Below are 11922 nucleotides of genomic sequence, written 5' to 3'. Positions count from 1 at the left end.
CCTTCTCATAGATCTGACAACCTCTCAGCTTGTCCTTACAGCAGATGGACGAATCGCACCGCTGGATGTGCGGCCATGCAGCAGCTTACCCCTTGCTTTTAACCCTCTTGGCAAGCCCAATACGAGCAGAGCCCGCTTTCGCGGGCTCTGACAGAGAGGAGGGAGGGAGAGGGTATTGGAGTCTGGAGGAGGGAGGGTATGAGAACTAGTGGCGCTTCTGCAATCTGTCGCGCAGGATGATGGCAAGCAGGTTCATTCCCAGTACCAGCAAGAGCAGCACGAGGCCGGTGCCGTATTGCAGGGGGCGGGTCTTGTCGATTTCCGTGCCTGCCGTGGCAAGAACATACATATGGTAGGGAAGCGCCATGACCGGGCTGAATATGGAATCAGGCCCTTTGGGCATATAGAATACCGAAGCTGTAAACATGATGGCTGCGGTTTCACCTGCGGCGCGCGCCACGCCCAGAATGGCCCCCGTGAGCATGCCGGGCAGCGCGCTTGGCAAAATAACGCGGGCAATGGTCTGCGATTTGGTTGCGCCCAGAGCCAGTGAAGCTTCACGATATGTGTCCGGCACGTTGCGCAACGCTTCCTCGGCCGTGCCGATAATGACCGGCAGCGTCAGAACCGCAAGGGTGAGCACCCCAGAAACAATACTTACGCCAAATCCGCAGAAGGTAACAAAAAACGATAGCCCGAACAGGCCAAAAACAACAGAAGGCACACCCGCGAGGTTGTTGACCCCCAGCCGCACAAAGCGGGCAAAGGCGTTGCGCTTGGCGTATTCGTTAAGGTACACGGCGGAGGCCACGCCCAGAGGAAAAGCCAGCAAGAGTGAACCCAGCGACAGAATTGCCGTGCCGACGATACAGGGGAATATGCCGCCCTTGGTCATCATCTGCCTGGGGGCCTCGGTCAGGAAAGACCAGCTTAAGGCTGGCAAGCCGTTTTGCAGCAAAAAAGCGCATACGGCCAGCAGTGCCAGCACGTTACAGGCGGCAATGGCGCGCAGCAGCCAGAACATGAATGTCTGGTACTGCCCACGGCCCTTGCCGCTGGCAAATTGCAGGCGCGCACCTTCTTCGCGCGGCGGTTCGTCCGCATCGTGGTGTTTGAGGTCTGCTTCCAGGGGGCGCGGTGTGAGTTTGATGCTCGGCCCGGTGGAAGGAACAGGGGTAAGGCGGCTGGTGGCTGACATGGATTTTTCCTCGTTCTGAACTGGCGTCATACTGCGCAACCTTGCAACACTGTGCGTTTACAGGCTGGAGGTTCCCACCTGACGGTGTTTCTCGGCTATGTAGCCAGCGGCCAGATTGAAGGCCAGCGTCAGGAAAAAGAGCACAATGCCAATGGCAAAAAGCGCGTGGTAGTGCTCGCTGCGGAAGGCGGCCTCCGCCATCTCGGCGGCAATACTGGCAGGCATGGGCCGCACCGGATCGAGCAGCGAGGTGGGGATGATGCCCGCTCCGCCAGCAACCATCAGTACTACCATGGTTTCACCGATGGCGCGCGACATGCCGAGCATCACAGCCGTGCCTATGCCCGAAAGAGCGGCAGGAATAACCACTCGCACAGTTGTCTGCCAGCGTGTCGCGCCCAGTGCCAGCGAGGCCTCGCGCAGGTCGCGCGGCACGCCGAACAGGGCATCTTCAGACACGGAGCAGATGGTCGGCACGCTCATGAGCGCCAGCACCAGCGAGGCATTGAGCAGATTCAGCCCTGTGGCCGCGTCCAGAAAATCCTGCAAGAAAGGCGCAAGCACCACCATGCCCAGAAAGCCCAGCACAACCGAGGGCAATGCCGCCAGCAGCTCCACAAAGGGCTTGATGATGCGGCGCACGTTGGGGTGGGCGATTTCCGTCAGGTAAACCGCTGTCAGCACCCCCATGGGCACCGCCAGCAGGGACGAAAGTACCGTCACCGCCAGAGAGGCAACCAGCAGGGGAAATATGCCGAACAATCCCGGTTCCTCAGTGGGATACCAGAGGTGCCCAAACAGAAAATTGAGGAAGGGGTATTCGCTGAAAAGCGGCAGACCTTCCATGAAGAGAAAAATGACAATACCAGCCAGGGCCAGCAGCGAACTGCCTGCCATGGTGGTAAGGGTGACGCGCACCGCTTTTTCCTTGATGTCTCTGGAGCGCATTGCGCTTTCTCCCCGGCGGGTGCGGGAGGCTCATGCCTTCCCGCTCCGCCGATGCTGTGGGTGTAACGCGGGTAGCCGTCTACCTACTTGCCCAGGGGCACATAACCCACTTCAAGCACGTTCTTCTGGCCCTTGCCGGGATCCAGCAGGTAATCCACAAAGGCCTTGGCGCCGCCAGCAGGCGTGCCGTTGGTGAAGACAAAAAGTTCGCGGGCGATGGGCCACTGCTTGGAAAGGGCGGTCTGGGCGGTGGCGGTCACATCATTGACCTTGAGGCCCTTGGTGGACTTGTCGAGATAGCCAAGGCCAACATAGCCCAAGGCGTTCTTGTTCTTGGAAACGGCCTGCACCACGGCGCCGTTGGAAGCCTGCATGAGAGCAGCGGGGTTAACGCGCTCTTCCTTCATGATAAGTTCCTGCCAGCATTCAAAGGTACCGGAGGACGTATCGCGGGAGATGACAACGATCTTGCCGTCCTGGCCGCCAATTTCCTTCCAGTTGGTGATCTTGCCGGCATAGATGTCGCGCAGCTGGGCAGTGGTGAGGGCGGCAACCGGGTTGGCGGGGTTGACCACAGGCACGATGGCGTCAATAGCAACAACAACGCGGTTGGGGGTCACGCCGTTTTTCTTGGCGGCTTCAACTTCCTTTTCCTTGATGTCGCGCGAGCTCATGGCGATGTCGCACTGCTTTTCAATGAGGGCCTTAATGCCGTTGCCGGAACCGCCGCCGGAAATGCTCAGTTCCACATCGGGGTGGGAGGCCATGAAGGCTTCGCCAGCTTTCTGAACCACAGGAAGCACAGTGGTGGAACCGTTGATGACGACCTGTTGGGCAGCCATGGCCGGAGCGCTGAGGCTCAGAACCGTGAGGGCAGTGGCGAGCAGTTTTCCGATAGACATGGATTTTCTCCTTCGTTTCTAGTGTTGGTGCCGGGGCGTTTCCCGGTACGTTTCTCTTTTTGCCCGCCTCTGTTACAGAAATATGACGAAACGCAGAAGACTGCGTGAAGCTGCAAGATGTGCAATTAACATGCTGAAATATTGCAGATTATTTAAAATGTTTTTCGTCACGCAATTGTAACATGCCCTCCATCAGTTTGGCGCACAAAGCCGCTGTACTCTGTTTGCGTCATAGAGGTGAAACATATGAGCCAGCAAATACTGATAGTTGAAGATGAAGCCGATATTCGTGAACTTTTGCGTTTCAATCTTGAGCGCGAAGGATTCACCGTGCATGAAGCAGCCGATGGCACTCAGGGCCTGGCCCTTGCCCGGCAGCATACCCCCGACCTGGTGCTTCTTGATGTGATGTTGCCGGGTGTGGATGGATTTGAGGTGTGCCGCCGTCTTGGAGCACAGGCTGAGACCTCGCATATCCCGGTGCTCATGCTCACCGCCCGTGGTGAAGAAGTGGATAGGGTGGTGGGGCTGAGCCTTGGTGCCGATGATTATGTGGTCAAACCCTTTAGCGTCCGCGAGCTGATGCTGCGCGTCAAGGCTGTGCTGCGGCGCGGCGGGCGCAAGGTTGAAAGCCCAGTGCTTGAACGGCACGGCATACGCCTGCGCACCGAGGCGCATTCCGCCGAAGTGGAGGGCGAGCTGTTGAGTCTCACGGCCACGGAATTCCGCCTGCTTGAAGACCTACTGCGGCATGCCGGATCGGTCCGCACCCGGGAGCAGCTCCTCAACAACGTGTGGGGCTATTCCTTTGAAGGCTATGCCCGCACTGTGGATACCCATGTGCGCAGACTACGCGCCAAACTGGGCGAGGCGGCTCCCATGCTGGAGACTGTGCGCGGCGTTGGCTACCGCATCAAGGAATAAAGCGCAGCGGCGGGTGCAGGACGGTGCGCCTTGGCTGGTGCCCAACAGCGTTATCGTTTGATCGTTTTGAGGTTCACATCTTCAAAATGTAATTGCCCACGACAGCATGTTACGAGCGAGAAAAACCATGCTTTCTTTCAGAACACGAATTTTTTGCAGCGTGCTTGCCGCAGCGCTTATTGCTTCGGGAATCGCCGTTTATTACGGCAGGGCTTCCTTTGAGCAGAGTCAGGTTGACGCGGCCCGCGAAAGGTTGTTGCGCGAAACTGCGCTGTCTGCTGTCATTCTTGACAAGGCAGGGGCAAGCCCTGAAGGCTTGCGCGATCTGGCAGCCATACTGAAAATGCCGCAGGAACGGCTTTCTCTCCTCGACAACAGCGGTAACGTGCTGGCCGACACCGCGCCGGGCGCGCAGCCAGTTTCCAAACTCGACAACCATGCAGACAGGCCGGAAGTGCGGGCTGCCATGCAGGGCGGGCAGGGGTATTCCGTGCGCTCGAGCGGGACGCTGGGTACGGATATGGCGTATGCCTCGATGCGCGTGAATGACGAGCGGCTGTTACGCATTGCCTTGCCGCTGAACAACCTGCAACAGGAAATTGAAAGCCGCGTGGCCGTATTCACCAGAATAGGCATTGTGACAGTGGTGCTTTCTCTGATTCTGGCGGGTCTGCTCTCAGGTGCATTGCGCAATTCGCTTTCACAGATGGTCTCTGTGGTGGAAGCCATTTCATTGGGGAATTTTCAGCGGCGTTTGCGGCGCATTCCCGGCAGGGAATTTGCCCCGCTGGCTGAAGCCGTAAACCGCATGGCCGAAAATATTGAAGACCATGTGCGCACTGCTGCTGAGCAGACAGCCCAGCTTGAAAGCATACTGGAAACCATGAGCGATGGCGTGTTGGTGCTGGGTCCGCATGGGCGCATCCGCCGCTGTAACCGAGCATTGGCTCGTGAATTTCCTGCAGCGGCATCGGCCTTGGGCGCGCAGGTGGTGGAAGTCATTCCTTCGCCGCAGTTGCAAGCAGCGGTGGATGCGGCCATGGCCACATCCGCCGCTCAAGGTTCTGCGGCCGCAGCCCAGGCAGACGCTGCACAAACCAGCGTGGCCCCCGCTGCGGGGCACGAGGGAGCTGCCGCTGGCGAAGAGCCAACGCTCAATCGCGAGCAGCGGTATCTGCAACTTGAGCTTTCGTCCGGGCAGGTTATGTCGGTATGCATTTCCCGCCCTTGCGGCCTTGAGCATCTGGGCCAGACTGGCGTGGGCGCGGTGGCGGTATTCCATGATATTACAGAGCTTATGCGGCTGGAGCGCGTGCGCCGCGATTTTGTGGCCAATGTGTCGCACGAGCTGCGCACCCCGCTGACGGCCATTCAGGGCTATGCCGAAACCCTCATCAGTCTGGACGCCTCGCCCGAATGCCGCCGCTTTGGCGAAATCATTCTGAAACATGGGGTTTGCCTCAGCCGCATGGTGGACGATCTGCTCACCCTTGCCCGGCTTGAGGGCAAGACAGGCAGCCTGGAACTCAGTCCCACAGATCCCCGCGATGCCGTATCGCAGGCCACGGGCATGTGTCGCGAAGTGCTTGAGCGCCGCAAGTGCTCGGTGGTTGTGGATATCCCCGAAGACTGCCGTGTGATGGCAAGCCAGCCGCATCTGGCCCAGGTTTTCAGAAATCTTATTGAAAATGCGGGCCGTTACGCGCCGGAAGGCGGCGATGTGCGCATCAGCGCGCGTGTGAGCGGCCCGGATGTGGTCTTTCGCGTGGTGGATGACGGCCCCGGTATTCCCAAGGCCGATCTGGAGCGCATTTTTGAACGCTTTTATCAGGTGGAGCGGCACAGGGGCCAGGCAACTACCGGTCTTGGGCTGGCCATCTGCAAGCATATTGTTGAAAGGCACGGTGGCCGCATCCGGGCGGAAAGCCCGGCGCAGGACGGCAGCACGGCCCTTGTTTTCACCCTATCTTCCGTTTACGGAGCGGCACTTTCATGAACGAGCATCTGCTGGCACGCAACGTCAGTGTATACTACGGGCAAAACAAGGCCCTGCACGAAGTAAGCCTGAATTTTGAGCCGCGCAGGGTCACGGCCCTGATTGGCCCCTCGGGCTGTGGCAAATCAACCTTTTTGCGCTGTCTGAACCGCATGAACGATCTTGTTCCCGGAGCGCGCGTTGAAGGCGAAATTATTCTGGATGGGCAGGATGTGAACCGTCCGGATACGGATGTGGTTTCGCTGCGCTGCCGTGTGGGCATGGTGTTTCAGAAGCCCAATCCTTTCCCCAAAACCATTTATGAAAACGTGGCCTACGGCCTGCGCGTCAATGGCCTGCGGGACGAAAGCCTGATTGCCGAAAAAGTGGAGCTTTCCCTGCGCAGGGCCGCCATTTTTGAAGAAGTCAAAGACCGCCTGCAAAGCCCGGCGCTTGGGCTTTCCGGCGGGCAGCAGCAGCGCCTGTGCATTGCCCGTGCCCTGGCAGTGGAGCCGGAGGTGCTGCTCATGGACGAACCCGCCAGCGCCCTTGATCCCATCGCCACGCAAAAGATTGAAGAAAGCATCCGTGAATTGCGCGAATCACTTTCCATCATCATTGTTACGCACAACATGCAACAGGCGGCCCGCGTTTCTGACTACACGGCATTTTTTTACATGGGCAGGCTCATTGAACACAACGCCACGGATGTCATGTTCACCAGACCGGCAAAAAAGCAGACGGAAGATTATATTACAGGCCGTTTTGGCTAATCGCCTGCTCTTGCAGCCGTCAGGACGTCATGTTCAAGCGCTGCCAGCGCGTCATTGAGCGCAGGGCAGTTCACATTCAAGCGTAATTGTTCCGGGAGAACGATCATGCAGCAACAGGCCAATTATTTACAACAACTGCTCGTATCACTGCGCACCCGGCTGCTGGTCATGTGCGCCAGCGTGGGCATTGCCCTGGAAGACGCCGGCAAGGCCATGGCGGCTGGTGATCCGGGCCGGGCCGCATCGGTCATTGAAAACGATGCCGCCATTGACGCTCTGGAAAATGAAATTGACGAGATGGCCCTGCAACTGCTTGCCCGCACCCAGCCCGTTGCCGGAGATCTGCGCTTTGTGGTCAGCGCTCTGCGCATGGTGGTTGACCTTGAGCGCATTGGCGACGAGGCGGTGAGCATGGCCGAGCAGGCTATTTTGATGCAGGACAAGCCCGGCTTTGGGGTGATCCCCCATGTGCGCGAAATGTACTACAAGGCCAGCGAGGCTTTTGACCGCGCCGTGCGCGTGTTCCGCGAAAACAATGCACAAGACGCCCTGCACATGCTGCGCGGCGATGAAGAAGCTGTGCAAAGCGAAGTGCGCATCATCCAGCAGATTATGGAAAGCCTTTCTGACCCTGATTCCAGCCTGGATCCCTATCAGGCCATGCATATCATCCTTGTGACCCGCTCGCTCACGCGCGTATGGCGGCGCTCCATCAACATTGCGGAGCAGGTATACTTTATCAGCCAGGGTGAAAGCGTGAAACACAAGAGTGAGGAACGCGGCGAAGGGGCGCGCACAGGCGGCGCTGTCCAGTCAGCCGGTATTGTTGACTCCACGTCCGGAGCATCGTCTGTTTCCGCCATGCATGCGGACGCGGACGATGCGGCAGACGATACCGCTGGCCCTGAAGACCGCGCCTGATATCAGATTGTTATTGCAGCTTGAACGCAAAAGCCCCCGAACCTGCGAGGTTCGGGGGCTTTGCCATATTTGCTGCAGCAATGCTAGATGAGGTTCTGCTGGCGCAGCACTTCAATAAGCTTTTGCTTGGTGCCTTCGGCCATGGGGCACAGGGGCAGGCGGATTTCCGCTTCCATGCGGCCCATGAGCGCAAGCGCTGTCTTGGCCGGAATGGGATTGCTCTCAAAGAACAGGGCATCGTGCAGGGGAAAGAGCGCATGATGGATGCGCGCCGCTTCCTTGAGGTCGCCCTTGTTGAAGGCATTGCACATGGCTGCCACGCGGCCAGGCACAATGTTGGAGGTAACGGAGATGACACCCTTGCCGCCAAGCGCCATGAGGGGCAGAGCGGTAAAGTCGTCGCCGGAGAGAACGCTGAAGTTCTCGGGGCAGCTTTCAAGCACGCGGCTGCCCTGAATCAGGTCGCCGGTGGCTTCCTTGACGCCCACAATGTTGGGGAAGTCGTGCGCCATACGGGCCAGAGTGGCGGGCAGCAGATTGCAACCGGTGCGTCCCGGAACGTTGTAGGGCACCAGGGGCATATCCACAGCCTGGGCAATGGCCTTGAAGTGCTGGTACAGGCCTTCCTGGGTGGGCTTGTTGTAATAGGGCGTGATGAGCAGTGCGCCGTCGGCCCCGGCCTTTTGCGCAAACTTGGTCAGGCGGATGGCTTCCATGGTATTGTTGGAACCCGCGCCCGCCAGAACCGGAACACGGCCCTTGACCTGATCTATGCATATTTCAATGACCCTTTCGTGTTCTTCGTGGGTCAGGGTGGCGGATTCGCCCGTGGTGCCGCAGGGAACCAGACCGTGAATGCCTTCACTGATCTGGTGTTCAATAAATGCGCGGTATGCTTCTTCGTCCAGAGCGTTGTTCTTGAACGGAGTTACAAGCGCGGTCAATGCACCTGAAAATTGCATTACAGACTCCTGTGTGTCAGCGCGCAGCAAAAAGCGAACAAAAGCCCGCGCGAAGGTTTGACCCTCGCAGGCAGGCGGCCCCGCACGGGCCTCAGGTTCGGCAGCGCGTTACAGCCTTACTGATTGATAAATTCTTTCAATTCCTTGCCCGCTCGGAAAAAAGGCAGGCGTTTCGATTCAACAACGACGCTTTCGCCGGTTTTAGGATTACGGCCGGCGTAGCCTTCGTACTCCTTGATTTTGAAGCTGCCGAAGCCGCGTATTTCAATACGCTCTCCGGAAAGCAGAGATTTTTTCATTGCGTCGAAGAAGGTGTTGACCACCAACGACGCGTCGTCCAGAGGGATGTTGGTTTCGTCGGCCAGTGCCTTGATAAGCTCGCTCTTGTTCATCATGCCTCCGTGACCGCGTTACAAGTTTGCCCGACAGGGCGACAACATCGGACATTTATTAGTAATTCAACCCTATACCTTTTCTCAGACAAGGTAAACAGTTTGACAAAAAATCTAGTCCTGAACCGGAACAGGCTGCAAAATGTTGCGCGAGCCAAGCCAGTCAAGCATTCCCAGCCTGATGCGCTGCAAGCGCGAGGCCATATTCTGCAAATCCAGCGCAGCGGGGCTGCCCGGAGAGTGCATCATCAGCGGCTTTTGCAGGCAGACTGCCTCTGGCAATTTTTTGTCGGAACGCACATGCCCCAGCAAAACAGGCTCTATGTGCAGAAAATGTTTGCACGCGCCGGAAAGTTTGTCGAATGAAGATTTCGCCTCGGCCTGCGAGGTTGCCTGATTGACCAGCACCATGAAATCGCGCAGGCCGTAACGGCTGTTGAGCACCTTGATGAGGGCATAGCTGTCTGTCAGGGACGTTGGCTCGGGCGTGATGACAACAATGCGCACCGAGGCCATGGCGGCAAAGGTCTGCACCGTTCCGGAAATGCCCGCACCGATGTCCATAAAGACAAAGTCATATTTGTGCAGCACAGGTTCCAGCCGGGAGAGCAACAGGTCGCGCGCGTCGGGCTGCAGCTCGGTCAGTTCCGGCACGCCTGACGCTGCGGGCAGCACGGCAAAGTCCTCGCCATCAATCTGGCAGAGCACGTCCGATACATCGGCTTCGCCCAGAAGGGCGGTCTGAAGGTTGCCTTCGGGTGTAATGCCCAGCAGCACGTCTAGATTCGCGAGGCCCAGATCGCAGTCCATCAACAGGGTTTTAAATCCCTGCTGGTGCAGGGCGCAGGCTATATTGAGCGACATGTTTGTTTTGCCCACCCCGCCTTTGCCGCTCAGCAGGGCAACGCTCAATGTCGTATTCGCCATCAGTTTCCCCCAAAGAAGAGAAATCGTTTTTCGCTGGAATGTACAAGAGTGGTTCTGGCGTCAAGGGCTGCACCACCCGCTATGCAAATGTGCCCGTGTTTTTGGGCCAGTGCCTCGTCCGTGGCCTCTGCGGCCTTGCCCATCAGTGCCTCGGGGGTAGGTCTGCCCCCCTGATCGGCGCAGGCTATGCCTATGGCGCAATTGGCCTTTGCCGCATGCCTGCCCTTGCTGGCAATGGGAATTTCCGCTGCCCGGACAGCAAAGATCTTTTGTATCTGCTCGGCCATCAGGCGTGCGCGCAGCACGCTGACGCCGGGCAGGAGCAGGGCAAAGCGCCCAAGGCCGGTACAGCCAAGAGTATCGCATTCCTCGCGGCACTGCCGCAGGCAGTCCACAAGCAGCGTTTCCAGCGCCAGCACCGAGGCCTCGTCCAGATGCGCCTTGTCCAAAATAACCGCTTCAATCAACGCCAACTCGCCCCCGGTACGGGAAAGGCGCAACAGCTCGCGGTTTATCTGCACTGTAAACATTTCGGCCATGAGCAGGTGGGCAAGGTGACCGGGGGCATTGCTGGGGCCGCCGCCAAGTTCCGGCAAAAGGCCGGGGCCTGCTGGCAGGGCGCACCAGCGCCCCGTGGGGTAGCAGCGCAAAAATTCCTGCCACCTGCCAACGTTGAAACCCGGCAACAGTCGGGCCACCAGCACAGATTCGCCGCTGTTGCGCGAAGCTGCACCGTCTGCCTGCCGCAAGGCAAGCAGCTCGTTGGCAAGGGCGTCAAAATCAGCGTTGTTGCTCATGTCGGTGCAGCAGGTAATCGTGTTGGAACTGGTCGATCTGACCGTTCAAAACGCCTTCCACATCTCCGGCTTCAGAGCCGGTGCGGTGATCCTTGACCAGCCTGTAAGGCTGCAATGTGTACGTGCGGATCTGGCTGCCAAAGGCTATGGCGTCCTTGCCAGCGTATTCCGCCTGCCGTTCCGCATCGCGTTTTTGCAGCTCTATGTTGTACAGGCGGGCGCGCAATACGCGCATGGCCGTATCCTTGTTGTGGTGCTGCGATTTTTCGTTCTGGCATTGGGCGGTAACGCCTGTGGGAATGTGGGTCACGCGCACGGCCGAACTCGTGGTGTTGACGCTTTGCCCGCCGGGGCCGCTGGAGCGGAAAATGTCCACGCGGATGTCGGATTCCTTGATGTCCAGCTCAATATCGTTGCCCACGTCAGGGATCACGTCCACAGATGCAAAGGAGGTGTGGCGGCGGCCCGATGAATCAAAAGGCGAAATGCGGATAAGACGGTGGATGCCGCGCTCGCTCTTGAGAAAGCCAAAGGCATGCGGCCCGGCAATGCGCAGGGTAACGCTTTTAACGCCCGCCTCGTCGCCCGGCAGGTAGTCCAGCTCTTCCACTGTGTACTTGTGGCGCGCGGCCCAGCGGGTGTACATGCGCAGCAGCATTTCGGCCCAGTCCTGCGACTCTGTGCCGCCAGCGCCGGGGTGGATTTCCAGGATGGCGTCCTGATTGTCCTCCTCGCCGGAAAGCAGCATGACAAGCTCGGTTTCGTCCAGCAGGGCCGCAAGATCGCGGTTCTGCTGATCAAGGGATTCCAGAGCTTCGGGGTCTTCGCTTTCAGTGGCCAGGGCCAGCCACTCGTTCATGTCGTCGTGGCAGGTTTTGAGGCGGCTGAGACGCTCGATTTCTTCTTCAAGACGCCGCTTTTCCTGCAAAATAGGGGTCAGTGCTTCGGGATTGTCCCATGCGCCGGGGCGGGAAATTTCGTGTTCGATGTCCTGCAGGCGCTTCTGGCTGGCGGCAACGTCAAAGACGCCCCCAGAGGGTGGCGAAACGTTGGGAAAGGGGCTGGCATGCGGCGCGCAGATCACTGAGTTGCAACATTGTGGATACTATGGGGGTTAAGGTGAATGCCCTGAGGCGTAAGCGGGCGCAAGCGGGAGGATCACACCTCCCCAGCGCGCAGCGCTGACTGCGTCAGGGCCGAAAA

General features: G+C 58.6%; 12 protein-coding genes. 4 read left to right on the top strand and 8 right to left on the bottom strand.

Annotation, left to right across the window (positions count from 1 at the left end):
* Positions 1 to 205 precede the first annotated feature (205 nt).
* From pstA to QZ383_RS10945, 3 genes are all read right to left on the bottom strand, one after another.
* The gene (gene pstA, locus QZ383_RS10955; RefSeq protein ID WP_291445556.1) at positions 206 to 1024 is read right to left on the bottom strand and encodes a phosphate ABC transporter permease PstA; all 819 of its coding nucleotides are present in this window, start codon (positions 1022 to 1024) and stop codon (positions 206 to 208) included.
* A 231-nt stretch (positions 1025 to 1255) separates the two neighbouring features.
* Positions 1256 to 2146, bottom strand: coding sequence for a phosphate ABC transporter permease subunit PstC (gene pstC, locus QZ383_RS10950; protein WP_192113260.1), 891 nt, complete (start codon positions 2144 to 2146; stop codon positions 1256 to 1258).
* Between the two features lie 83 nt (positions 2147 to 2229).
* Positions 2230 to 3048: a PstS family phosphate ABC transporter substrate-binding protein gene (locus QZ383_RS10945; RefSeq protein ID WP_192113261.1), complete on the bottom strand. Its 819-nt coding sequence runs from the start codon at positions 3046 to 3048 to the stop codon at positions 2230 to 2232.
* Positions 3049 to 3294: 246 nt separating this feature from the next.
* Between QZ383_RS10945 and QZ383_RS10940 the strand changes: the two genes are divergently transcribed.
* The 4 genes from QZ383_RS10940 (at position 3295) to phoU (ending at position 7641) form a co-directional block, all read left to right on the top strand.
* A complete protein-coding gene (locus QZ383_RS10940) occupies positions 3295 to 3972 on the top strand; it encodes a response regulator (protein ID WP_240825934.1) in 678 nt (225 codons plus the stop codon).
* Positions 3973 to 4099: 127 nt separating this feature from the next.
* Positions 4100 to 5968, top strand: coding sequence for an ATP-binding protein (locus tag QZ383_RS10935; protein WP_291445410.1), 1869 nt, complete (start codon positions 4100 to 4102; stop codon positions 5966 to 5968).
* On the top strand, positions 5965 to 6720 hold the full coding sequence (gene pstB / locus QZ383_RS10930) for a phosphate ABC transporter ATP-binding protein PstB (RefSeq protein WP_291445409.1): 756 nt from the start codon (positions 5965 to 5967) through the stop codon (positions 6718 to 6720). The genes QZ383_RS10935 and pstB overlap by 4 nt, the downstream gene beginning before the upstream one ends.
* Positions 6721 to 6825: 105 nt before the next feature.
* Complete coding sequence (gene phoU, locus QZ383_RS10925) at positions 6826 to 7641, top strand: phosphate signaling complex protein PhoU (RefSeq protein WP_291445407.1); 816 nt, start codon at positions 6826 to 6828, stop codon at positions 7639 to 7641.
* An 83-nt stretch (positions 7642 to 7724) separates the two neighbouring features.
* Here the strand turns inward: phoU and dapA are convergent, their stop codons facing one another.
* The 5 genes from dapA to prfB form a co-directional block, all read right to left on the bottom strand.
* Positions 7725 to 8603 (bottom strand): 4-hydroxy-tetrahydrodipicolinate synthase, encoded by an 879-nt coding sequence (gene dapA / locus QZ383_RS10920; RefSeq protein ID WP_291445406.1) that lies wholly within the window; start codon positions 8601 to 8603, stop codon positions 7725 to 7727.
* Positions 8604 to 8719: 116 nt separating this feature from the next.
* On the bottom strand, positions 8720 to 8995 hold the full coding sequence (locus tag QZ383_RS10915; protein WP_022659461.1) for an HU family DNA-binding protein: 276 nt from the start codon (positions 8993 to 8995) through the stop codon (positions 8720 to 8722).
* 114 nt (positions 8996 to 9109) lie between these two features.
* Positions 9110 to 9922 (bottom strand): MinD/ParA family protein, encoded by an 813-nt coding sequence (locus QZ383_RS10910; RefSeq protein ID WP_022659462.1) that lies wholly within the window; start codon positions 9920 to 9922, stop codon positions 9110 to 9112.
* The gene (locus QZ383_RS10905; protein ID WP_291445403.1) at positions 9922 to 10719 is read right to left on the bottom strand and encodes a diguanylate cyclase; all 798 of its coding nucleotides are present in this window, start codon (positions 10717 to 10719) and stop codon (positions 9922 to 9924) included. The genes QZ383_RS10910 and QZ383_RS10905 overlap by 1 nt, the downstream gene beginning before the upstream one ends.
* Positions 10703 to 11816, bottom strand: a protein-coding gene (gene prfB, locus QZ383_RS10900; protein WP_291445402.1) for a peptide chain release factor 2 whose coding sequence is annotated in 2 segments (ribosomal slippage) — positions 10703 to 11740 and positions 11742 to 11816 — 1113 coding nt in all. Because the reading frame shifts where the segments join, the coding sequence is not laid out codon by codon here. Before prfB ends, QZ383_RS10905 begins: the two co-directional genes overlap by 17 nt.
* Positions 11817 to 11922 lie beyond the last annotated feature (106 nt).

The sequence above is a fragment of the Desulfovibrio sp. genome (assembly GCF_019422935.1).
Taxonomy (GTDB): domain Bacteria; phylum Desulfobacterota; class Desulfovibrionia; order Desulfovibrionales; family Desulfovibrionaceae; genus Desulfovibrio.
This window is presented reverse-complemented; position numbering and strand designations above follow the sequence as displayed.